The 23358-nt window shown below is 41.3% G+C and carries 20 protein-coding genes and 1 pseudogene; 17 read left to right on the forward strand and 4 right to left on the reverse strand.

All coding sequences use genetic code 11. The features are described 5' to 3' along the window. Positions 1-672 precede the first annotated feature (672 nt). From HUN01_RS05430 to HUN01_RS05485, 12 genes and pseudogenes are all read left to right on the forward strand, one after another. Positions 673-774 (forward strand): annotated as a pseudogene (locus tag HUN01_RS05430) (IS1/IS1595 family N-terminal zinc-binding domain-containing protein); the annotation flags it as partial. A 293-nt stretch (positions 775-1067) separates the two neighbouring features. Continuing rightward, complete coding sequence (locus tag HUN01_RS05435; RefSeq protein WP_181930409.1) at positions 1068-1685, forward strand: hypothetical protein; 618 nt, start codon at positions 1068-1070, stop codon at positions 1683-1685. Positions 1686-1703: 18 nt separating this feature from the next. Continuing rightward, complete coding sequence (locus HUN01_RS05440; RefSeq protein WP_069074131.1) at positions 1704-2075, forward strand: hypothetical protein; 372 nt, start codon at positions 1704-1706, stop codon at positions 2073-2075. Further along, on the forward strand, positions 2029-4776 hold the full coding sequence (locus HUN01_RS05445; RefSeq protein WP_181930410.1) for a hypothetical protein: 2748 nt from the start codon (positions 2029-2031) through the stop codon (positions 4774-4776). The genes HUN01_RS05440 and HUN01_RS05445 overlap by 47 nt, the downstream gene beginning before the upstream one ends. A gap of 109 nt (positions 4777-4885) precedes the next feature. Next, entirely contained in the window at positions 4886-5716 is an 831-nt protein-coding gene (locus HUN01_RS05450) for a hypothetical protein (RefSeq protein WP_181930411.1), read from the forward strand. 86 nt (positions 5717-5802) lie between these two features. Beyond that, positions 5803-6852, forward strand: coding sequence for a hypothetical protein (locus HUN01_RS05455; protein ID WP_181930412.1), 1050 nt, complete (start codon positions 5803-5805; stop codon positions 6850-6852). 212 nt (positions 6853-7064) lie between these two features. Then, a complete protein-coding gene (locus HUN01_RS05460; RefSeq protein ID WP_181930413.1) occupies positions 7065-7889 on the forward strand; it encodes a hypothetical protein in 825 nt (274 codons plus the stop codon). 50 nt (positions 7890-7939) lie between these two features. Next, the gene (locus HUN01_RS05465) at positions 7940-8644 is read left to right on the forward strand and encodes a hypothetical protein (RefSeq protein ID WP_181930414.1); all 705 of its coding nucleotides are present in this window, start codon (positions 7940-7942) and stop codon (positions 8642-8644) included. Continuing rightward, entirely contained in the window at positions 8641-10254 is a 1614-nt protein-coding gene (locus HUN01_RS05470; protein ID WP_181930415.1) for a TrbI/VirB10 family protein, read from the forward strand. Before HUN01_RS05465 ends, HUN01_RS05470 begins: the two co-directional genes overlap by 4 nt. Positions 10255-10291: 37 nt before the next feature. Further along, the gene (locus HUN01_RS05475) at positions 10292-10864 is read left to right on the forward strand and encodes a hypothetical protein (RefSeq protein WP_181930416.1); all 573 of its coding nucleotides are present in this window, start codon (positions 10292-10294) and stop codon (positions 10862-10864) included. A gap of 313 nt (positions 10865-11177) precedes the next feature. Continuing rightward, positions 11178-11417 (forward strand): hypothetical protein, encoded by a 240-nt coding sequence (locus HUN01_RS05480; protein ID WP_181930417.1) that lies wholly within the window; start codon positions 11178-11180, stop codon positions 11415-11417. 63 nt (positions 11418-11480) lie between these two features. Continuing rightward, complete coding sequence (locus tag HUN01_RS05485; RefSeq protein ID WP_181930418.1) at positions 11481-11738, forward strand: hypothetical protein; 258 nt, start codon at positions 11481-11483, stop codon at positions 11736-11738. 57 nt (positions 11739-11795) lie between these two features. On the opposite strand, the gene plsY is transcribed toward HUN01_RS05485, so the two are convergent. The 4 genes from plsY to HUN01_RS05505 all read right to left on the reverse strand — a co-directional run bounded on the left by plsY (position 11796) and on the right by HUN01_RS05505 (position 15447). Further along, positions 11796-12476, reverse strand: coding sequence for a glycerol-3-phosphate 1-O-acyltransferase PlsY (plsY, locus tag HUN01_RS05490; RefSeq protein WP_181930419.1), 681 nt, complete (start codon positions 12474-12476; stop codon positions 11796-11798). A 229-nt stretch (positions 12477-12705) separates the two neighbouring features. Continuing rightward, positions 12706-13977, reverse strand: coding sequence for a DUF3086 domain-containing protein (locus HUN01_RS05495; protein ID WP_181930420.1), 1272 nt, complete (start codon positions 13975-13977; stop codon positions 12706-12708). Positions 13978-14114: 137 nt separating this feature from the next. After that, positions 14115-14501, reverse strand: coding sequence for a DUF3119 family protein (locus HUN01_RS05500; RefSeq protein ID WP_181930421.1), 387 nt, complete (start codon positions 14499-14501; stop codon positions 14115-14117). Positions 14502-14652: 151 nt separating this feature from the next. Next, positions 14653-15447 (reverse strand): MlaE family lipid ABC transporter permease subunit, encoded by a 795-nt coding sequence (locus HUN01_RS05505; RefSeq protein ID WP_181930422.1) that lies wholly within the window; start codon positions 15445-15447, stop codon positions 14653-14655. Between the two features lie 478 nt (positions 15448-15925). Between HUN01_RS05505 and HUN01_RS05510 the strand changes: the two genes are divergently transcribed. The 5 genes from HUN01_RS05510 to HUN01_RS05530 all read left to right on the forward strand — a co-directional run bounded on the left by HUN01_RS05510 (position 15926) and on the right by HUN01_RS05530 (position 23302). Further along, the gene (locus HUN01_RS05510; RefSeq protein WP_181930423.1) at positions 15926-16222 is read left to right on the forward strand and encodes a hypothetical protein; all 297 of its coding nucleotides are present in this window, start codon (positions 15926-15928) and stop codon (positions 16220-16222) included. Positions 16223-16766: 544 nt separating this feature from the next. Beyond that, on the forward strand, positions 16767-17588 hold the full coding sequence (sppA, locus tag HUN01_RS05515) for a signal peptide peptidase SppA (protein ID WP_181930424.1): 822 nt from the start codon (positions 16767-16769) through the stop codon (positions 17586-17588). A gap of 102 nt (positions 17589-17690) precedes the next feature. Further along, complete coding sequence (gene aroH / locus HUN01_RS05520; protein WP_181930425.1) at positions 17691-18104, forward strand: chorismate mutase; 414 nt, start codon at positions 17691-17693, stop codon at positions 18102-18104. Between the two features lie 213 nt (positions 18105-18317). Next, entirely contained in the window at positions 18318-21764 is a 3447-nt protein-coding gene (locus HUN01_RS05525) for a serine/threonine-protein kinase (RefSeq protein ID WP_181930426.1), read from the forward strand. Continuing rightward, positions 21761-23302 (forward strand): phospholipase D-like domain-containing protein, encoded by a 1542-nt coding sequence (locus HUN01_RS05530; RefSeq protein ID WP_181930427.1) that lies wholly within the window; start codon positions 21761-21763, stop codon positions 23300-23302. The genes HUN01_RS05525 and HUN01_RS05530 overlap by 4 nt, the downstream gene beginning before the upstream one ends. Positions 23303-23358: the final 56 nt, after the last annotated feature.

Raw genomic sequence — 23358 nt, forward strand, 5'->3', positions numbered from 1 at the left:
TCAGAGTAAAATCTGAAACTCTCGTTGATATACGCTTTTACTTATTAAACTCTTTTTTAGAGGTTTTAATAAGTCTTTATTAGAATTTATACAGTTTACAAATTTATCAGCATATATTATTTCAATGAGAATATATTGTTTTAGTATTTTATTAATTATACTTTTATTAGTTGCATAGGTGTGAGCCAACCCAATCCATGCGTTGCAAAAAATAGCTGAAAAGCCTAGTTATAATACCAAAATATATATTGCGTATTTGGTATTTTCTGTCAATGTGGGTAAAAATGTTAGTGAATAAATCTCTTTTTTAAACTCTTATCACCGAAATTCTGACGCCTGCGGTGAACTGATGTCTGTGTCTTATACGTCTATTTTGTTGTATAAATTACTTTTGAACCGCAGAGACACAGAGAACGCATAGAGAAAAGAAGAGATTTTACGAGTTACCTTGAAAGGGCTAGTAGAACCAATTTTTGACATACTCCCTGGCGTGAGTGCACGGGGATTCTACGCTCAAATAGCCACCGCGTTGCGAATTTCCCCAAGGCTGTAGCGACTGATATACTATTTTATAGTGCGTTAGGTAATCGATAACACCTAACAAAACGGTTGCTTAGAGGGATAAAATATTTTCGGCGTAGCAGAATAGCAATATGAATTAGTGCGATCTCTATGGAATGTCCAAGGTGTGCATCAACCCACATTCGCAAAAATGGAAAACAAAGAGGTAAACAAAATTACATCTGTGTGAAATGTGGTCGTCAGTTTATTGATGATTGTTTTACATTTCTACCGACTTACCCAACCTGTAGTTGAGAAAAGCGCTCAGATAGAAACAGTTCTGGTTTAAAGCTTGAAACCTAGTTTCTTAAACCAGGCACACTTATTTTTTAAATAAAAATTAATATACTATTAACTTAACTTAATAATTATATGTATATAATATAGAACTTTACTGCGAACTTCATAATTTCCTTAAAAATGGATGTTCAATCATGTTAGATTGCAAGTAGCGAGTAAAATTTTAGACAACCAACACTCATAGTACATCATAGGAAAATTAGCAAATGTCTAGACAAAGTTCTCACGAGAGAAACTTTTTCAAAGCTTTAACTGGCAATGCGGTCAAAGGATCTCATAAGTTAAGACTGGGAGTGGAATCCGGCCTGATTATTCTGGTTGAATCTGTACCTTTTTTGATTGCTTGTGCTGTACTTGTAAGCGTTATCAGTCTAAAAAGTCCTATCCTGCTCTTTTGTTTACTAGTTGGTAGTTTAATTACAGTCATCACCCAGCAAATCGGGCAGCAGGTGAATTTACCAAGGCGATCGCTAATATCATTACAGATTTTAGCAGCAGCCATTATCTTCAGTTTATTTTGGTTAGACTGTTTCGCAACCCCTGCACAAGCTCAGTTTTTTGGGGAAGCTGAAAGGTTTTTCAAAAGAAACTTAGGTGGTGCAGCAACAAATGGTGGTGGTAGCGAGACAGCAATCAGTTTGATATTTAATGTGTTGCGGGCGATTTACTTACTCTATATTGCAATTTCTCTGGTTGGTGTGATTAACGCAGTGCGTAAAGATGAAGATTGGCAAAGTATTGCCAGAACTCCACTATTAGTCGTTGTTGCTGTTACCATTGCTGATGTACTCACACGCTTTGTAATTGGCCCACAAGCGCAGTAAATAATTCAGATATTTCAAATGTCTCAAGAGCGGGAACAAGAATTTCGTCCAGTCAACCAGGTTCTGGGAAGTCAACCTTCATTAGGGCCAATTCCTGCTGATCAAATTCTTCCTTGGACGGTAATTGCCTTAGCCTCCTATTTTATGATCAATGGAATTTTTGGAGGACTTTTCCAAGAAGAATTTCAAAAATGGTTGTGGACAATACTAATGACTGGTTGGGGAATAGGAACTTGGTGGATTTTAACTGGTGGTAGGAGTTGGAGTTTTTTAAGTAAATTTATAGGTGTTCCCGCTTGGACAAGAGGCTTTGCTCGTTATCAAAGCTTACTGGAAGTTAACCATGAAGCAAAAAATCGGAAAACAAAGCGTCGGCGTCGCCGGAAATGAAGGTAGATTAACACCATTTGAAGATGCCTTGCACTTGGCGACAATGCTGCGTGTCGCAATGAATGGACGCGATATTGGCGCTTACCTTTTGACAAAAGGCACTCAAAAAGATCGGTTCTGCTTTGTTTTTGGTTTTGATTGTAAGGGAATTCATACTACCTTAAGACCTGAACAAATAGATACACTTTTTAATAACATTGAAGCTGGGTTAAAAGACATCCCTACTGGTGAAAGGATGACCCTACACTTGGGTTCTTTTAGTTCAGACAAAGAGCGTCAAAAAGAATTAGCAACCCTAATCAGAAATTCGCCATCACGAGATATCAAATATTTGTTGATGGCGGAGAGAGCCAGAGTCAAAGAACTGACTATTTCTGGTATTCGTAAGCCCAAATTTTTACGGATTTATGTCACTTACACCATTGAATCCAACTCGCAACATGCAGATGATTGGATAGAAAAGCTTTTAGTCAAAGCTGAATCATGGTGGTTAAAATTCAAAGGTGATCTCTCAGAAGTAGAAAACCAACGCATTGAAACTCTGATTACAAATGCTTACAATCAAGGTTTTCTCCGCTGGGAACAAATCTTATCTAACAAAATGGGATTGGATGTTAAACCTTTGACTGCTAATGAACTCTGGGGGGACATCTGGAAAAGGTTTAATGATACGCAGCCAATAGATATTCCCCAGTTAATGACTTTAGATGAACAAGGATTGCATGAGCAAGTTAATTCAGATTTAGCTAGTACTAAATTGCTTCTAGAAAATATCCACGGCACAACTTTGCTGATGGAATCTAGTGTACCTTGTGCCGATCGCCGCTGGGTTAATGTTAACAATCGCTATATTGGCGCACTGTCGTTTCTGGAAAAACCCGGAGGTTGGCCGAATAAATCTGCCCAACTGCGCTATTTATGGGAACTGTTAGCTAGAGAAACAGTAGTAGATACCGAAATTTTTTGTGAGTTGACTGCCGCAAATCCCGCAGTGGTGAAAACTACTCTGCAACGAGTGCTGAAGCAGTCAAATATGACAACAATTTTGGCTCAAGAAAAAAGTAAAACTATTGATGTCAATGCTCAATTAAAGTTGAAGAAATCGGTAGCAGCGCAAGAACAGTTATATGAAGGTGCAGTCCCGATTTATACGAGTGTCGCCATTTTAGTACATCGTCCCACTGTAGAGAAATTAGATGAGGCGACAAGATATATTGAAAACTGTTTTCAGCGTCCAGCTAGGGTAATTAGGGAAACTGAATATGCCTGGAAAATTTGGCTGCAAACTCTACCGATAGTTTGGGAAGGTTTATTAGCAACCCCCTTCAACCGTCGCCAGCTATATTTAACCAGTGAAGTTCCCGGATTAATGCCTCTAGTTTTAACTAAACAGGGTGATAGACAAGGCTTTGAGTTGATTGCTGAAGAAGGCGGAACACCCGTACATTTAGATTTATTTAATCAACACAAAAATTTAGCTTTGTTTGCTACAACTCGTGCTGGTAAATCGGTGTTGGTATCAGGGATTTTAACTCAGGCTTTGGCTCATGGGATTCCGGTTGTGGCGTTAGATTTCCCTAAACCTGATGGGACATCTACATTCACTGACTACACAGAGTTCATGGAGGGGAATGGGGCGTACTTTGATATCTCCAAACAATCGAATAACTTATTTGAACAGCCAGATTTGCGATCGCTAGAACCAGAACAACAGCGCGATCGCTTCAACGATTATACCGCCTTCCTAGAATCAGCCTTAATGACAATGGTTTTAGGATCATCCACTGAAAGTCAAATTTTATCGCAAACCGTGCGATCGCTACTCAACCTCGCTTTAGAAGCCTTCTTTAGAGATGAGGGTATCAAAGAGCGATATCGACAGGCGATGGCGGCGGGATTTGGTACTCTTGCTTGGCAAAAAACCCCCACTTTAAAAGATTTTCTCTCTTTCTGCTCACCAGAACACTTGCAGCTAAGTTCTTTAACAGGCAGAGTAGAAGACGCCCTCAGTCAAATTCAGTTGCGCTTGCGCTTTTGGCTTTCTAGCCGCGTAGGACAAGCCATTTCTGCACCATCCAGCTTTCCTACCGATGCCCAACTTTTAGTTTTTGCTCTCAGAAACCTATCAGATAGTGAAGATGCAGCAGTACTATCCTTAAGTGCCTATTCAGCCGCACTCCGACGCGCATTAGGTAGTCCAGCTTCCATATTCTTTATCGACGAAGCACCAATTTTATTTGAATTCGAGCAAATTTCTGACTTAGTTGGCAGAATTTGTGCGAACGGCGCTAAAGCTGGTATCAGAGTGATCTTATCAGGACAAGATCCTGACACCATTGCTAGATCTAAAGCTGCATCTAAAATTTTGCAAAACCTGACAACACGATTGATTGGACGCATTCAACCAGTTGCAGTGGATAGTTTTGCAGACATCTTGAAATATCCCCGACAAGTTATTTCTCGCAATGCCTCAGAAAGCTTTTTTCCCCGCAAAGAAGGCGTTTATAGCCAATGGCTACTAGATGATAACGGTAGTTATACATTCTGCCGTTACTATCCAGGTTATGAACAATTAGCAGCAGTTGCGAATAACCCCTATGAACAAACTGCACGTAGCCAAATGATGCAACTTCACAGTGATAAATATGAAGCAATTTCTGCATTTGCACGTCAGTTAGTCGCGAATCTACGTAGTAGTTAATCGGGTTTTGTAAACAGTCAACAGTGAGTCAAAAAGTATAAATCATAGTTAAAAAGCTAAATTCCTGACTCACTACATCATGTCGTCTACCTTTTTCAGGCACAAATGTATGCGAAAAACTACCATTTTTACTTTCACCTTACTATCTCTGGCAATACTACCAGGAATGGCACAAATTCAGACAGGTGGATTAGGTCAGGTTTGGACTGATTTTCAATCATATTCCACAGATTTGCAAAACTACCTTCAATATAATCTGAGCGAAAATTTAAAGCCTGTAGAAATACAGAGTCAAAATGCTCTGAGTAATTCTAAAGGAGAATTGAACATACCTAACCCTGTCGCTGCGGGGAAAAATGTTCGTGATAATTTGATTCTATACTCTTCTAATTCAGACTCTAGATCAAACCGCTTTGAGAATAATTCAGCAGTGCGGGGAAATTTAGTTAGCAATGAACTCAATCGTGTAATTACCCGTGGAGTAGCGGTAGGTGTTCTCGGTGAAAATGGACAAATTCGGACAAAAACTAAGTTAGAAAATACAGAGAGAAGTCTGCAAGATATTGCTGGATCAAATGATGCTACCAATCAGATTGATAGCTTTAAAAATCAACTGGAAAGTACTCAGATTGACAGAACAGTTAAACAAGTAATAAGTCTTGCTGATAACTTGTTAGGTCAGGGAGTATTAGCATTGCTAACTACTAACCAAGAAACCATTAAAATCCAACAAGAACAATCGAAAATTGTCGCTGAAACATTTGCTCAGTCATTACAAACTAATCAGTCTTTACAATATTCTAACTTAAATTTGGCAAACATTTCTCAACAGACAGAAGAGGCGAATCGTGCTAGAAGAGTAGAAACAGCTACAGAAGCCTCACGACTTTTGCGAGCAACTTCTCAACTAGATTTGTTTGGCAGAAAAGTTAATAAGTAGAATTTGAGGATAAAAAACTCTCATTTTTCTATAGATTGTTTAAAATCCTTAAATAGGAAATATAAAAAACAGCACATTAACTCAAAATGCAACTTTCTATTCAACTAATTTTTGCCCAAGTAGGCATTGACCAGATTCTCGATAATGGTACTGCAACTTCCCAAAGTGTTGCCGAAGGTTGGGATAAACAATGGCTGGATTTATTACAAAATAACACCAGCGATAATTTGTATGGAGCGCTGACAAATCTGGGGATTTTTTTCGCAGTAGGAACCCTGTTATTTTTTATGATACAATTCCTCAGAGACTTAATATCCTACGAATATACTCGTCCCATATCAGCTTTAATTTGGCCTTTTATTGTGGTAGTACTCTTAAGTAATTCAGGCAATGGAAGTATACTTTCTAATCTGACGCTGGGAGTGCGAAATTTTTTAAACACTGTAAATCAGCAAGTATTGGTAACAGCAGATGCAGAGCAAATGTACCAGCAAGCACTGAATATGAGTATTGCTGAAGAAGTAGCTGGTTCTTTGCTTCGTCCTTGTCAATCACTAACTGGCGAACAACAAAGTCAATGCTTTGTCAAAGCTGCCGAAAAAGTCAACATTCTCTGGCAGAAATATAGAGATACTTATGGAAATAAAAACTGGATAGTTAGACTACAAACTAAGGTAGATAACATCAGATATGGCACTGGAATTGTCTCAGAAACCTCATTTAACTCTTTGTTAGGTTCTACAGTCCAAACGAGCATCAAAAACTTTTTAGTTTCCTTACAATATGCCTTCCAGAATTTGATAGAAGCTACTATGTTGCTGATAGCAGCATTAGGCCCACTGGCTGTAGGTGGTTCTTTACTTCCTGTCGCTGGTAAACCAATTTTTGCATGGCTGACTGGGTTTTTATCTATTGGAATCGCCAAGATTTCATTCAATATTATTGCTGTGCTGACTGCCGCAGTTATTGTCAATGGGCCAGGTCAAAATGCTAATGTTGATCCAGATTTGATGTGGTTCATCATTTTTCTGGGAATTTTAGCACCAATTTTATCTTTAATTGTGGCTGCTGCTGGCGGTTTTGCTGTCTTCAGTGCTATCAGCAACACGGCTTCTTTAGTAAAGGAGAGAATATAAGTAGGTAAGTATAATTTCCGTAGTGAGTTATTCATCGCTCAAAAAAAGGATTATTAGCACTAAAGTCCTGACTACAAACTTTAATTTTTTACGCCTAGGTACTGAAGAAATTAAAAATGAATCAAGTTAATTTTGGCTCGTTTCCTGACTGCTGACTATATGCAAATCATCATATATAATGGCTGAAGTTTTTCGCAGGAGGAGATGATGAAATGGTGCGTTTACTAGAAAAAAGACAAAAAACGGGAAGTGTTTTGACAATTTTTGCGATCGCAACCTTTAGTTTACATATATTAGTTTTATTTTTATTCATCTTACAAGGGCTAAATATTCGCCAACTCAGTTTAAGAAAATCTCCCAACTTTGTACAATTAATTGACGGTCAACCAGTAGCTAATATTGATGATTTAGCAAGAGAACCAGAAACAATTCGCCGATTCATCAGCAAAACGATGATATCAATGTTTAGCTGGTCTGGAACCTTACCACCACAAACTATTGAAGAAGTCGCAAACCCAAAATCAGATTTAGGAATTCTGATCAATACACCTCAAGGTGGTAGTCAAAAGATTAGTACTAGCAGTTGGGTAGCTAGTTTTGCCTTCTCAGAAGACTTTCGCAAAAGTTTCTTAAGCACAGTTGCAGAAATGACACCACCAGAAGTTTTCTCTGAAAATCCCAGCCAAGCGATGACATCACAATTAGTAATTAAGAGACTTTATCCGCCAAAAGAAATTGCACCAGGTAAATGGCGAGTGGGTATGGTAGCCGACTTAATTCAAAGAAACCGAGTTGGTGGTGAAAAACTCATAACTCCTTTTAACAAAGATTTACTTGTCCGAGCAGCAGATTATTTTGGTAATCCCCAAGCTAACAATAGTACAGACTTACAAAAAGCAATATATAGTGTACGTGCTGATAAACTAGAAATTTATGAAATTCGTAACTTATGTTTGCTAGATGACTACAACAACCTGGACGAAGATAAATCCAAACAATGCGTGACTGGAAAAACATCTGATAGTTTTATCAGATAATCGATTTCTACTTCATTTGAAGATGGTTCAATTTATATAATCAATTATTAATGCAATTACTCAAACCAGAAAATAAGAAAAATAGCCCCTTACCACTGTTGGCAGTAGTAACACTTGGTTTACATCTATTCACCTTGCTGTTACTAATATTTCACTGGTCTATGTTACAACAGTTAGGTCAGCAACTCACGCCTCGAAGTTTAGTACAACTTGTTGATGGTCGCACTATAACCGTAGACCCCCAACCAAATTTAGAACGACAACCAGAAGCTATTCGCCGGTTTGTGGGTGAAACTATGAGCTTAATGCTTACCTGGTCACAGCAACAGCCGCCAACTCAAGTGTGGGAAATTACTTCCCAACTGGTAGCTGATGATTTTAAACAAAAACTTAAATCAGAACTTACTAATTTAAATCCAGATAGCCAATTTGAAAATATTAATAGAGGAGCAGAGAATGTATTAGTAATCCAAAAAATTTCCCAACCGACAAAAATAGGTAATGGGACATGGAAAGTAGAGATGCTTGCCAATCAATTAACTTTTAGCAGTTATGATAAGTTGGGAAAATCAGTTTCCTTTAATAAACAAATTTTAGTTAGAGCTATAGATGAACCAGCAACTTCACTACCAAATGCAGCCCTACCGTCGTACTTCGCAGCTTACCGCCTTGGTGAAGCCAGACTAGAAATTTATAATGTCTGTGAAATCCAAGATAAAAATTGTTCTGGAAATCCAAATCAAGCTCTACCATGACTCGATACTCAATTCCTGCCGAAACACCTCCTCAGAATGGATTTACTCTCACCACTGACGATCGCCAACCAGAAGTAGAATCTTTAGATTGGGAATCACGGATGTCAAGGTTGGTCGGCTTTGAAGAAGAATCTTCCGATTCTAGCTATACCCAAGAATCAGAAGACTCTGCAACGCCGCCAGAGTCGCTATCTCAACCACAAGAAGTTCAGACTAAGCAAGCACTCTCATCTAATCCCTTTGCAAAGTTAGGCTTGGTAGGGGCTGCTACCTTAGCGATCGTTTTGGTGGGTGGTGTATTTTTATCCCAACTGATGGGTAGCAGCAGTCAAAAGCCAAAAAATATTGTTTCTCCACCAGTGCGTGAGCAGCCCACTAATGAATCTATATCTCAGCAGCTAGCAGCTGAAGTAGATACTCTCAAAACGAAATTAGCTCTGACTGAACAAGCACAGATGGTAAAAGCTGCTCAACAACAGCTGAGAATGGCCAAAACTACGCCTAAAGTAGCCTCACAACCAGAACCGTCAGTTTCTTCCAGAGGTAGACAGACAGTGATCCCAACACCCCCACCAACAGCTTACGTACCTCAGCCAGCACCAGTTGAACGCATCGTTAGAGTACCTGCTTATCAACCTTCGCGATCAGCCCAACTACCAGTTGTAAAGCCAACCACTCAACCGGTAGTTAGTATAACTCCACCCCCTCCACCAAGCCCACTTGAAGAGTGGACAAGGTTGGCAAAGTTAGGTAGCTACGGTGAAGTAAATGCCACCGATCAACCCAGTAATATAGCAGCGGCTCCTGAACCTGCAAATAATACACAGCCGGAGCAACAGACAGAACAGACACCAAACCCCAATCCTGAGCAAACCCCACAACCAGAGACTCCTGTAGTCAGTCAAGCCCAACCGCAGGGACAGAAATCTGTACCAATTGGGAGTAGTGCGAAAGCTGTGTTGGCGACAGCAATATTTGGGGAAACTACTAGGTCAGGGGGTGGTGGTGAGGCAGGTGAAGAGAAAAATGTATTCGTGATCCGATTGAAAGAACCATTAAAATCTACAGATGGTGCGATCGCTCTACCTGCAAACACCGAATTTCTCGCTGAAATTCGTTCCCTCTCCGAACAAGGTCTTTTGCAGATGAACATAGTCAAAGTTATCTCGCAAAATGATGGCAACGTTACAGAACGAAGCTTACCCAACAATGCAATTATTCTTCGCGGTTCCCAAGGTAAACCTTTAATTGCAAATAAATTTCCTGGTCAAAGTTCGTCTATAGCCTCGATGGATATAGGGCTATTCGTTTTGGGAGGTATTGGCAAAGCCGCCGAGTTAATCAATCGTAGTGATACTGAACTCCAACCACTTACTTCACAAACTACCGTTGACGGCAACACCAGTAGCAGCACAACTCTTACTACTGTTACTAAGAATAGACGCGACCTGACAGCCGGGGTTGTGGAAGGTGGTTTGAACTCTGTAGTACCCCAGATTGCCCAACGTAATCAACAAGCGATCGCCCAAATGTCACAACAAACTAATATTTGGTTTTTACCCGCTGGCACAAATATTGAAATCTACGTTAATCAACCAACCCAATTTTAGCAGGTAGAATTTATACCAATTTTAGATATTTGCAACCATGAAAAAGAATACTAAATTGTCAGGAAATACTCCAGAACGTTCTTATTTCCTACCGATAGCTTCCTTAACTTTCTCGGTTGCTATGTTCTTGTTGGTAGGTCGCGCTGTAGCGAATAACGCCGTTCTGCGTTCTATATTTTCCTGCCAAGCACAAGGCTTAGGGGGGCTAATACCTACAATCGATATTTCGTATCAGCAAGGAACAAACTTAAGTTTTATACCCGCTGGAGAAGTAATTAAAAAAGTTTGGTTAAACGATCCATCGCAGGTAACTATGGATTTTGATGGGCCAGTATGTATGCAGTTTGGACCAAAACCTAATACTAGTGCAGAAGATTGTAAAAACTCCGCAGCGAATGTAATTCAACTCAGACGAATTCAAAAACTGAATATTCCTGGACTCCCTCCTACTGACAATACACTTTTAACAGTTATTACCGAAGGGCAAGGTAAAAATAAATTGTATACTTTTCGAGTGATATATGGAACTAATAACCCTGAATATCACACTTTAGCAATTTTTCCCGATCCTTCTGGTCAGGAAGGAGCTTGTGCAAGAGTTTCACAGTGAACTTCTAGCAAAAGCATCCAATGACAACCACTGAAGTTTCCCCTGCCTATAAGCGCTGATACTTACAGTATGTCTGCATTGTGGCTTTTCTAGAGGGGAGGTAATGGGCTTCTCGTTCGCGTAGCGTCTCCGACAGGAGAAGAGTAACCCAACATTTCCAGAGCTTTGTTGGGTTGCGCTTTGCTTCACCCAACCTACAATTTTTCTTAACTGAACTGTATTAGCTTATATCTTTATAAATCTTCAGATAAAAACTAACCACAAATCTCAAATCTGTGTGAATATAAAGAAAAGCTTAAGAGGTTACAGACTCATGGTAACTGCAAAAATGATGCAACAGCTTTGGGCTGTAATCGAGTCTACCCAGGTTAGCACTCTGCTCCAATTTGACGATGCTGCTTTAGTACAATTGCTACTCCAGCAGCTGAAAGCTAAACAGGTACTTGATTCTCAGGCAGATAGCACCCTCAATACTTATATAAAATCTAAACTGCCCCTAATTCGCGATACGGCTGAAGGCCGATTATCTTTAGGGCAAGGTGGCAATCATTAGTACGATAAATCAAGTGATTGCTCACTGCCAAGCATACGCTCAAAGTTCAAACAGTGCAATATTATGAATCACTGGCTAGTAATTGCCCTAGTAGCTTATCTAATTGGAGCAGCGATTGAAGGGGTGAGTACAGCCAGTCAGCTATCTCATTCAATGCCAGAACTAGCTAAAAGCACACAAGCCCAACCTTCAGAGTCTAGCACTGGGCCTAGTTCGAGTTGGCGAGTTGTGGCTGCCATCGCCTCAGTAAGTATTTGTGGAGCTTTTTTGTGGCCTTGCCGCCTTTTCCACCGTTTAATTAAAGGTAAAGTTAGTTCGTAAACTAAACTCCCGGATAAAGCACAGGGGTAAAAAACATATCTATTTGCGGTTGGGCAATCATACAGTTTGTTCTGGTTCTGTCGCTACATTTTGCCCAATTTTTGGCTCAGTACCAGCAAGCAGCCGTTCAATATTAGTGCGATGGCGCAAAATCACATATAGTCCACCGGCAATTCCAAACAGAATATAGGGTAAGGGTTGATGCAAAAGTACCATTAAAATGGAAACTGCGATCGCACCTACAATTGAACTCAAAGATACAATCCGCGATATAGCGACAACGACGGCAAACACACCCGCTGTTGCTAAACCTACCTGCCAACTCATTGCTAATAAAATTCCTAAGCTAATAGCAACAGATTTACCACCAGTAAAGCCCAAAAAAATTGATTTACTATGCCCCAGGATGGCAGCTAACCCAACTAAAGTTACTATCCACGGTTGCCACAGATTTACATCTACCGTTGGGGGGATATAATTTTGACTAGAGGCAAAATTGAACAACCAGTAAACTAGAGCGATCGCTAATACTCCCTTCAAAGAATCAAGTACTAAAACGAATGCTCCTGGCCCTTTTCCCAAAGTTCTTAGTACATTAGTTGCGCCAGTGGAACCTGAACCAACTTCCCGAATATCAATACCTTTTAACTGCTTCACAGCAATGTAGCCAGTGGGAAAAGAACCCAGCAGGTAAGCTATGACTACAATTGTCCCGCATAGAGTTAACCAAATAGCCATAATAAAATTCAAAATTCAAAATTTAAGAAAGTCAAGAGGTATTACTCTTGACCAATGACTAACGACTCTCAGGAATGCTGAGTGCTGAATCTCACTTTTTACCCAGAACTAGGAACTAGGAACTGGCTCAACGCCCCGTTACCGCTAACGGAACTGTTTTGCCCAATAACCAATGACAAATGACCAATGACAAATGACCAATGACCAATGACCAATGACCAATGACTAATTAAAAATCATCATCATAGTTTCTCACTGTTTTGGGGTCAGGGGCAAAGGCTAACCACAAGGGAAATTGCAGCAATGACAAACTGATTTGCTCCTCTGAATCATCAATGATAATTAAGGGAATTTGATTGGCTTTCGTCAATCTGTCTGCTTTTTGAGCGAGAGCATCTGATGCCTCGAATAATACCACACCCCGGTCGGGCCCGAAATCTGGGCGACCAATTCCCAGACAGTCTTGTAAGCCGCGCCGCCATTCACCTAATCGCTCCGGTGTATTAGCTAAGACTAAAGTACGGACGCGATCGCCATACAGCTTGTGTAATATCGAAATCGCAGATGAAGCAATTAGGATATTCTGCAAACGGCTACCCATTGTCCGCAAACCACCCCGTCCCCCTTGGGTAAAAAACCAGTTAGAAACTCGTTCAGCGTGGATTGGTTCAAAGGTACGGCGTAGTTGCCAAGGTGGGCCGTAATAATCCGGTTTATTGCGGTATTGGTCAATTAGGCGGCGAATTTGCTTTGTAGTATCTTGAAATTGCTGTTGGGCAAATTGGGGTATTCCAGGTTGAGCTTCAACTGGTTTTGCCTCTTTTACAGGTGGTTTTTCTCGTTCCACCACACTTGGCGTCAGTTGCAACTGCTCGGCGGCAACGGCCAAATCCTGTAAGCTACCTGTGAGATAGTCTTTAAAACCCTGCACCCGAATTGCCAAGTCTTGGGATGTACCAGCAAAAGTGGTTCGCATCTCGTTGCGGATACGTTCTTGACGGCGTTCTAGTTGTTCTACAGAAATTTGCAGGGTTTGTTTGCGTTGTTCTAACTGCAACAGTGACTCTTGTACAAGTCGTCCCAGTGAGGTTTGAGTTTCACTCACCTGTGCCTTAAGGCTTTCGTAAGAAGTTTGCAGCTTGGCTATTTCTTCCTTGAGAGCAGCTTCAGCGCTCTGCAACTCTGCCACTCGCAGCTCTGCTTCGGCATATAATGATTGATTTCCTGATCCTATTTCAGACCCCAGTGCGACATTTTCCGCTTCTAACTGCGCTACAAACTCGCCATTTGAATTTTCTGTTAGCTCTGTAGAATTTACCACTTCTGCATTGGAAATGAGTGGCTCAGAAGTTGTGTAGTCCTCTGATGAGCTACTGGCTCCTGTTTCTACTACTGACTCAACAGATGGATTTTCTGGATTTTCAACTGCGTTGTTCTCTTCTTGTTTTTCTGCCAACCGCTCATCAATTGGTTCTGGGGTTTGAGATGCCTCTGGGTTCATAAACAATAGTGTAATTCCTATGACGCGAATAAATAGCTTTCAGAAATATTACAATTGACCTGCCATAAAAGTCCTGAGTTATGAGTGCTGAGTTATGAGTTTAGAGCAAAACGACTCAGCACAGATGGTAATCAGCACTAAATACGCGGACAACGTTGTTCTAAACAACTTTTCAGGGTGTTGGGATCAAATAAAATCGGCAAAAAATGAATACTTTTAATTTCTTTAAAGTAAAACAGGATGGGGACTCCATTCCAGAAGATCCGCCAGTTTTGCCATTCCTGGTAAGGAAACCGCCGAATTAATTTTTCCCCTCTGTAAATATCTAAATTGGTGACGGTAAATTGCAAACGCAGCGTTAACGCCTGAAACATGAGAAACAAACCAAACAGTGTGAAAACTAAGCCTACCCACGGTTGTACCAACAGTAGTGGAATAGCGGCAATCACCAAGACTATCGGTATATTGTAACTAGGCTTGAGTTCCACAGTTGATGTGGAGCTAGGAGCGAATGAACTGGTCACAGTCTTAAATCCTGCTTTATTTAGTAGGAGGCATCTATCCTATTTTAGGAGGCAGGAGTTATGAGTTATGAGTTATGAGTTAAAACTCCTCACACTCCTAACCGGAGACGCTCCGGCTCCGGCTCCGCTCTTAACTGCTCACTCCTCAGTTTTATAAGCCTAAGAATGCACTGCCAGTCCCCTGAAACATTAACCAAGAAAGAAAAAAGTTGCTAACAAATATAATTAACAAGGCAGTCACAACAGCAGTTGTAGTTGACTGTCCTACACCTTTGGCACCTCCTGTTGTTGTCAACCCCCAGCTGCAACCGATTACGGCGATTAAAATGCCAAAGCAACACGCCTTAATCATGGCGCTAAAAATATCCCAGATTCCAAGAAAGCTACGGGCTGAGTCTAAAAATACCGTATCAGACAGGTTGTAGATATTTGTCGCAATTATTAATCCTCCAAACATCCCTGTTACCAAAGACAAGAGGGTTAAAATTGGTAGCATTAAACAGCAAGCAAGAACGCGGGGGATAACCAGGTAATCGATTGGATCTGTTCTTAACATCAACATGGCATCGATTTGTTCTGAGACTCGCATGGTACCAATTTCTGCTGCAAAGGCAGAACCGACTCGTCCCGCCAAAACCACTGCTGTCAACACAGGAGCGAGTTCTCGTGTCAACGCTACAGAAAGCACTCCGCCGATAATGTTTCCTGCACCAAAGTTGATAAATTCCCGTGCCACCTGAATGGTAAACACAGCGCCAACGAAAATAGCCGTCAACAGGGCAATAAATAGGGAATCTGGCCCAACTGCTGCCATTTGTTCTAAGGTGTTGCGCCGATGGATTTTGCCCCTCAATAGGTGAACTAGTACTTGCCCACCCAGAAAAATCGCCGCCAGCAGCCGCTGACTCCATTCCCCTAAACTGGATTTGGATGTAGTCTGGTTCAATGTTCTGTAGCTAACTCGGTAACTGCCTTAAGAATAGCGGAAGTCATGGGGAATGGGGAATGGGGCATTGGGCATTGGGCATTGAAAAGAGGCAGAGGGGCAGGGTGCGGGGGGCAGAGGGGAAAATTTCTTCTCCCTTGCTCCCTACTCCCTTGCTCCCCTGCTTCTTCACCACTCCCCGGATAAGGCGAAACATTAACTTAGATTAAAGATGCTCTCAGAAAATAAAGTTGTTATTAAACGTGCTACAAAGCAATAAATAGGTGCTAACCTTGGCTAGAATCTTGATTTTGCAAGGTGTTTTCAGATTTAAGTCATTTTTTATATCCCCAGCATGTGCTGTAACTAGTAGCCGCTTATTTTAATGAAAACTTAAGATTCTTGACAGATTGTCTGCTTCGGAGCGATCGCACGTATTGTAGAAATTGACAAACCGCTATCTAGCTCTTGTCATCTCTACTCACGGAGTTTGTCTTAAATGACTATTTTCACTAACTTTCTCCGCTCTCTACTACTGACGATCATTTTTAGTTTTGTTGCTCCCATGTTCTTTGTTGGTGGTGGATTGCTCCTTCTATCGCTCATTGGTCACTTTCCTGGCTTACAAGAGTTAACTGAGGCGATCGCTACTGAGATTATGCATTTTCTTGCCACCTTTGGCAGTGGAACTCCCCTCCGTGGATTAGTTGTAATTAGCTTGACCTGTACTTTTGTCGGCGCACTGTTTGATATGTACGTTTATTATCGGTATCAAATATTACGAATAGATTCATAAATAGTGAAAATAGCTTTTCAAAGCGCTCATGGGCTGTAGAAGATAGGAAAAAGTGATATTTACAACAGTGAAAATACTACTGGTCTTAACCTAAATAGAGATTAGTGTTGCTGAGTGAAATTGTATGAATTAAATTGAGTACCAAATTTATTGATTTAATATTTATTAATCATTAGTTATTAGTTATTAATTACTAACAACTAGTATGGGTGTTTGACCGTATTAAATTGATATTAAAAAATTTAAAAAGTCATAATACCAAGGGTTTTGAAATTTTGAATCCCGCAAAAAAGCTAAAATAGTCTGTACTAATTCATCACATTGGACGCTAAACTAGAGTTTAGCATTTTGTGTTAGCTACAATCTTTAAGGACTTGATTAGCATTCATCGAGAATATCAAAATAAAACTCACTGAAAAATATAAAAAATTCCTTAAAATTATGATGATCACAATCCCTGCTCATGTTTCTTAACAGAGAAAAACAGGGCGTCTGACCGTTGGGCATCTTATATTGAATTTATTACGAGGTATGTTGACAGCTCATGATTTGGCCGTTTAAGCCCAAGTTTAGAAAACAAATTGCGCGGATTGAAATTACTGGTGCGATCGCCAGTGCTACTCGCAAACGCGTCCTAGAAGCCCTGAAAACTGTAGAAGAAAAAAAGTTTCCGGCATTATTGCTCCGGATCGATAGCCCTGGCGGTACAGTCGGAGATTCTCAAGAAATCTACAGTGCCCTGAAGCGTTTGCGCGAAAAAATCAAAATCGTCGCTAGCTTTGGGAATATCTCGGCATCTGGAGGAGTCTACATCGGCGTGGGAGCCGAACACATAGTAGCTAACCCAGGTACGATTACGGGTAGTATTGGCGTGATTCTGCGTGGAAATAACTTAGAACGCTTGCTAGAAAAAATCGGTGTTTCCTTCCAGGTAATTAAGTCTGGCCCTTACAAAGACATTTTGGCTTTTGATCGGCAACTGACTCAACCAGAAGAAATCATCCTGCAAGAGTTGATTGACACAAGTTATCAGCAGTTTGTCCAAACGGTAGCAGATGGCCGTTCTTTAACAGTAGAAGCTGTGAAAAGTTTCGCCGATGGTCGGATTTTTACTGGACAGCAAGCCCTAGAGTTAGGTGTTGTAGACCGCCTGGGCACAGAAGAAGATGCCCGCCGCTGGACAGCAGAACTAGTTGGACTTGATCCGGAAAAAACTCTCTGCTATACCCTAGAAGAACGTAAACCCTTATTGAGTCGCCTTCTACCAGGGAGTCGTCAGTTCTCATCAGGAATTCGATCTGGAATTGATTGGCTCGAATTTGAAGTCTCTACTAGTGGTTTGCCTCTGTGGTTATATCGACCCTAATATGAGTTAGGAGTTATGAGTGAGGAGTTATAAGTTAAAAATCTTAACTTCTCATTCTCAACTCCTAATTCCTCACTTTTGTGTTTTAAGGAGGATTTTGGCGTGGACTGGCAAATGCGGGCTATTCGCGGAGCAACAACCGCTTCAGAAAATACTGTTGAGGTAATCCAAGAGGTAGTTACAGAACTACTAGATGAACTGGAAAACCGGAATCAATTCCAGCCGGGGGACATGATCAGTGTGACTTTCTCTGTGACACGCGATTTGGATGCGATTTTCCCGGCTGCGATCGCCAGAGCGCGTCCTGGTTGGGATAATGTGGCCATGTTGGATGTGCAGCAAATGCATGTTGAAGGCAGCTTACAGCGCTGCATTCGGTTTTTAATCCACGCCTATCTACCAGCCTCCGCCTCAATTCATCATATCTATTTACGCAACGCCGCTAGCTTGCGTCCCGACTGGAGTTTGCCTCAGCCGTTACAAACATCACAGCCAGCAGTTAAGTCAAAAGTGTAAATTATTTAGTCAGGTTATGTAACTTAAATCTATGACGTTATGACACTGCTGTTACTGATGAGGGCCTTAACCTGAGTTTGTGTTCATTGTTAACTTCCTGTAATATTAAGGACGAGGTTTTACTCCGCGTTTGAGGAAGCCATCAAGATGATGCCTGTGAATTTAAATTGGAGTTAAGGGAATAATTAATTTGAAAAGCAAAACTCCGTAACAATGTCACCTCGTATCATCAACGATCGCTACGTCTTGCTCCCCAATATAAAGTCAGGCGGAATGGCTGATGTCCATAAAGCAAACGATTACCAGAGGGAGGGTTGTCAGGTTGCAGTCAAAGTCTTCAAACATGGGCAGATTGAAGGAGCTATTTTAGCTGAGTCTTTCAGACGTGAAACTGAGGCACTCAAGGAACTGAAACATCCCCGGATTGTGGAGTTGGTTGACTCTGGACAGGATAAGCAAACTGGGGAAGCTTTTTTAGTTTTAGAGTGGATGGATAAGGATCTGTCAGTTCTGCTCAAAGAATTACCCCTGGAAGGATGGGATTCCTACTGGGTGAAAGTGGGACGGCCAGTGTTAGAAGCACTGGCTTTTTCACACGAACGTCAAGTTGTTCATCGGGATATTAAGCCTAGCAATATTCTAATTGGCAGTGATGGAAGAGTGAAACTGGCTGACTTTGGTATCTCCAAGCTCAGGGGATACTTCCGTTCGACTGTCACATTAAGAGAATTTGGTTCGCGTCCATTCACACCTCCAGAACAGGATGATGGCTCCTATCCTTTCACTCGTGATGTATTTAGCTTTGGGGTAGTGACGCTGAAATGTTTAACTGACGTTGATCTTGTTGATGACGACAGTGTTTTGAGGGCGATCGCGGCTCTGGATATTCCGCCTGAAGTCAGCGAAATTATTCAATGTGCTGTCTCAACTGAACCGTCTGAACGACAGCGAAACGCAGAAGTACTGTTGGCAGAATTAGATGCTGTTGGGCAGAAGCGATCGCGCCAGCAACTAACCAAGAAGCAAACTTGCTTTATCAAGTTAACATCTCAATGCTTAAGCCGCCTTCAAAATGAACTAGATATTTCTTCTGAAGCTGAAATTCAAAGCATTATTCTGAGCGATATAAATGGTGAAGTAAGTTGTGGAATTCGTCCCTATAAATTCAAGAATACTGACAGCAATTCTGATGGAAATCACTATGAAATTTATGGTATTTCCTATCGATATCATGTGAAGATAGATGATAGACAGAAGAATCATCTTGTTCTTTTCAATGCTTGGGATACACCTCATTCTCAACTTGAACAGCGCCGAGAGCTTGCTTGGGAGTTGCCTTATGAATTTAGGTTTGGAACTCCAACTTATTCTTATGAAGCCATTGAAGTTATTCAAGAACTACAAGATGCAGTCATAGAGCATGAAGCAAATCTTCAAGAGCAAACGGCTGAAGCAGAAAAACAGCGGATCTTTCGGGTATGGTGGGACATTCTCAGGGCAAAAACCGATTGGGAACAAAAGCGAGAAGAACCAATTAAATACATAAATGCCACGCCTAATGGCAATCATGTGATTTTTCAACTGGCAGAATTACCAGAAAAAGATATCACCGAACAACCCCGCCACATCACCAACTCAAAAGGATTTAGCGTTTTGAGTGGGGATGTAGTCAGAATTTTCGATGATAAATTAGAGCTATATGTTAGGTCTGGTTTTCCCGATCGCCTACCTGAAAAAGGTGAACTTAAGTTTGACACTCGTTTGGCTGAAAATGCTCTGAATCGACAAAAGAGCGCGTTAGATGCAATCCGTTATGATCGCGCCGTTCGTTCTAATCTCCGAGAATTACTGGTCAATCCCAAAGAAATTAAGGCTCCTAAATTCGACTCAGAGGTTCAATTTGTTCAGGATCTAAATGAATCCCAGAAGGAAGTTGTGAGGGCGGCTCTAGCCACAGAGGACTTTTTACTAGTACAGGGGCCACCAGGCACAGGTAAAACAACATTTATTACAGAACTGATTCTGCAAACCCTTCAGCAGAATTCTGAAGCGCGAATTCTGCTCAGTTCTCAAACCCATGTTGCCCTTGATAACGCATTGGAGCGGATTCAAGAAAAGAATCCTAATTTGAAGCTGATTAGGATTGGGAATCATGAGCGAGTCGCAAAAGGCATTCACTTGCTGCTGTTAGAAGAACAGATGGAAAAATGGCGAGAGTCGGCGATCGCTAAAGGACAAAAATTCCTTGCTGATTGGTCTGGATGCAGTGGTATTTCCCAACAAGATTTGGAGCAAGCAGTTCTATTTCAGGAGTTGAGAAATATTGCACTGAAGCTAGAGGAATTGCGGGTAGAACTGGCGAGTTGTAGGCAGGATAAAGAAAATAAATTTCCTGCATTGAATGACGAAGGAAATCATAAGTCACGACAAAAAGGAAAGATTTCTGGGGAGAAACTTGAGGAGTTTCAATTAGAAGAGAAAATTGAACAGCTAGAAAAACAGGCAAAGGAAGTACGAAATCAACAAAAGCAAAAAGCCAAAAAACTGGAAAATATCGCTGGAATTAAAGTAGAAGAAACATTAAAAATGTCTCCTCAAGAGTTTGAACAATGGAGTCAGATAGCGATTAATCCCAATGCTCCTAATGCCAAAATGCTCCAACAGCTAATTAACTTACAAACGGAGTGGTTTGAACAGTTTGGTCGGAACGAACGATTTAAGGTGCCATTGATCAAGCGATCGCAAGTGGTTGCAGGAACCTGCATCGGCATTTCCAGAGAAATTTCTGACGTTGAGTTTGATGTCTGTATTATCGACGAAGCTTCAAAGGCAACCGCAACAGAAGTTTTAGTGCCGATGGCGCGTTCTAAAAAGTGGATATTAGTAGGCGATCCGAAACAATTGCCGCCCTTTCAGGACGAAGCCAGTCGGAATGTTGAGTTTCTGGAAGAGTACGAATTAGCACGAGAGGACATTCAGGAAACACTGTTTGATCGCCTATTACGAACATTGCCGGATGGCTGTCGTAAAATGCTGACAATTCAGCACCGCATGGTTGAACCGATTGGAAAGCTGATCAGCAGATGTTTCTACAAAAATGAACTTAGCAGTAATGGCCCAGAGATTGATCGGACTTTGGGTAGAGTTCTGGAACGCCCTGTCACATGGCTTACCACATCAAAATTGCCAAATAGCCGTGAACAAGCTTCAGGATCTAGTTTCAATAATTCTTGTGAAGTCAGAGTCATTGTTCAGTGGCTTCAACAACTTAATCAAGTAGCCCAAGCAGCCCAGAAAGATTACACTGTAGCAGTTCTAAGTGGTTATGCAGCTCAATTAAAACTGCTAAACCGCAGCTTGGACACAGAACAGAATAGCCTCAGAGCGTTGAAGATCGAGTGCAATACAGTGGATGCCTTTCAAGGACGAGAGGCAGATATTGTTGTATATTCAGTTACACGATCCAACAAAAGCGGCAAAGTTGGATTCCTGAAAGATGAAGCTAGACTGAATGTGGCTTTGTCCAGAGGGCGAGTTGGTTTGGTGATTGTGGGCGATCACCAGTTTTGTCGCTCCCTGAGTAATAGTCCTCTCCATGAAGTTCTGAAGCACATTGAGCAAAACCCAACAGACTGCAAGCTGGAGGATTTTAACCCATGAATCTGGATGAACCTACATCACTTAGCTCAGAAGACTTGCGCCGCTATGATAATCGCTCCGGGTTTGATCTAGTTAGCTGTCAAGAAGTCGGATTGCCTGTTTATAAGCTTACTGTTGATGCTCTAACCCAAATTCGTAAACTAATTCCACCAATTGAAGAGTATGTTCTCAAGACAATCAACATTGGTCTTTCGTCCGAAGAAGAGATTGCTGAATTTCTGGGTTTAGAATTACCGACAGTCAGGGAGGGAATGGTAAACTTACGGATCAGTGAAGACATTGACTTAGTTGCTCCTGACGCTTCACAACTTCAAGTCTGGAAACTCACTAAGAAAGGTGAGAAGACTTTACAGGAAGCCAGAATTATTGTGCCGGAGGAAAGAACCTTTGAGATTAACTTCGATGGACTTCTGCGAATCCCGCGCTGGTATGGTCGATTAGAGAGAGGCTTGCTAAAACCGAAAAATCTGCGAGATGAGGGTCTTGTAGAAATTGAACCTTCACCCAAACGTCCTCCAGAATTGTCCGATTTAAAGCTGAAGGATATCGATAATATTATTCGACAAATTGAGGAAGATAACAACAGGAAGTCTAAAATTCGTCAAGAGCGAGATTTGCTGGCATTAAAGGCGATCGAAAAGAAACCGCCATTCTTTCAACCTGCAACAGCATTAGTCTACAAAGCAAAGGATAGCGACGAAATTCAAGTAGCATTTATTGTTGACGGCATTCCCTCCACTGAACATGAGACTGCTTTTGCTCGATCAGGTGGAGTGAAAAAGCTCAAAATTGCTGAAATGTTGACCCAGAGCGAACCACGCAAGTTAGCTGAGGAAATTTTGGGACATGAATTTGTCGCTCAAGCTGATGCCGATCGGGTTGCAACGCTAAAGAAAGAAGTGACTGCGGCTCAAGCCAAGATTCAGGCTCAAATTGAAACGACTCAGGAGAAGATTGAACAAACTCAGGATGATCAAGAGAAGCAAATCTTGAATCAGCAGCTTCAAGATGCGTTGAAACAGATAGAGCAGCTTCAAACCCAACTAGATTTAATGCTGGCATCAGTGCCTATGCAGTGGCTAGATATGTATGACCATCGTCCCTTATTGGAGCAAGCCCTAAAGGATAGTCAGGAACGACTGATGATTATCTCGCCCTGGATTCGAGCTAAATCAGTCAATCGGTGGTTTCTTCAACAATTTGAGAATCTGCTGAAACGGGGAGTGCAGGTTTTCATCGGGTATGGCTTGGGTGAGAAAGATGAGAATCGATACCCAATAGATATTCAGGCTGAAGAAAGTTTGCAAAAGCTAGCAAGGCAGTATTCCAAAACCTTTACACTTAAACGACTCGGAGATACTCACGCCAAAATTCTCATTATGGACACCAAGTTTGCTGTTAGTACAAGCTTTAACTGGTTGTCATTCAAGGGAGAGCGAGATCGCACTTTCCGCGATGAGCGAGGAACACTGGTTTCCGATCCACAGAAAATTGACGAGTTGTTCAATAATCTATTGCGGCGATTTGCGAGTGATTAAATCGCTATAGTTTGATTTGACGATTTGGTTTCTAGAGTTGTCTTTTTCACTGTTGA

Source organism: Nostoc edaphicum CCNP1411, from assembly GCF_014023275.1.
Taxonomy (GTDB): Bacteria; Cyanobacteriota; Cyanobacteriia; order Cyanobacteriales; family Nostocaceae; genus Nostoc; species Nostoc edaphicum_A.

Excerpts from the sequence above, each read along its gene's own strand:
- HUN01_RS05435 (WP_181930409.1), top strand. The coding sequence starts at position 1,068 with ATGTCTAGACAAAGTTCTCACGAGAGAAACTTTTTCAAAGCTTTAACT.
- HUN01_RS05440 (WP_069074131.1), top strand. The coding sequence starts at position 1,704 with ATGTCTCAAGAGCGGGAACAAGAATTTCGTCCAGTCAACCAGGTTCTG.
- HUN01_RS05445 (WP_181930410.1), top strand. The coding sequence starts at position 2,029 with ATGAAGCAAAAAATCGGAAAACAAAGCGTCGGCGTCGCCGGAAATGAA.
- HUN01_RS05450 (WP_181930411.1), top strand. The coding sequence starts at position 4,886 with ATGCGAAAAACTACCATTTTTACTTTCACCTTACTATCTCTGGCAATA.
- HUN01_RS05455 (WP_181930412.1), top strand. The coding sequence starts at position 5,803 with ATGCAACTTTCTATTCAACTAATTTTTGCCCAAGTAGGCATTGACCAG.
- HUN01_RS05460 (WP_181930413.1), top strand. The coding sequence starts at position 7,065 with ATGGTGCGTTTACTAGAAAAAAGACAAAAAACGGGAAGTGTTTTGACA.
- HUN01_RS05465 (WP_181930414.1), top strand. The coding sequence starts at position 7,940 with ATGCAATTACTCAAACCAGAAAATAAGAAAAATAGCCCCTTACCACTG.
- HUN01_RS05470 (WP_181930415.1), top strand. The coding sequence starts at position 8,641 with ATGACTCGATACTCAATTCCTGCCGAAACACCTCCTCAGAATGGATTT.
- HUN01_RS05475 (WP_181930416.1), top strand. The coding sequence starts at position 10,292 with ATGAAAAAGAATACTAAATTGTCAGGAAATACTCCAGAACGTTCTTAT.
- HUN01_RS05480 (WP_181930417.1), top strand. The coding sequence starts at position 11,178 with ATGGTAACTGCAAAAATGATGCAACAGCTTTGGGCTGTAATCGAGTCT.
- HUN01_RS05485 (WP_181930418.1), top strand. The coding sequence starts at position 11,481 with ATGAATCACTGGCTAGTAATTGCCCTAGTAGCTTATCTAATTGGAGCA.
- plsY (WP_181930419.1), bottom strand. The coding sequence starts at position 12,476 with ATGGCTATTTGGTTAACTCTATGCGGGACAATTGTAGTCATAGCTTAC.
- HUN01_RS05495 (WP_181930420.1), bottom strand. The coding sequence starts at position 13,977 with ATGAACCCAGAGGCATCTCAAACCCCAGAACCAATTGATGAGCGGTTG.
- HUN01_RS05510 (WP_181930423.1), top strand. The coding sequence starts at position 15,926 with ATGACTATTTTCACTAACTTTCTCCGCTCTCTACTACTGACGATCATT.
- sppA (WP_181930424.1), top strand. The coding sequence starts at position 16,767 with ATGATTTGGCCGTTTAAGCCCAAGTTTAGAAAACAAATTGCGCGGATT.
- HUN01_RS05525 (WP_181930426.1), top strand. The coding sequence starts at position 18,318 with ATGTCACCTCGTATCATCAACGATCGCTACGTCTTGCTCCCCAATATA.
- HUN01_RS05530 (WP_181930427.1), top strand. The coding sequence starts at position 21,761 with ATGAATCTGGATGAACCTACATCACTTAGCTCAGAAGACTTGCGCCGC.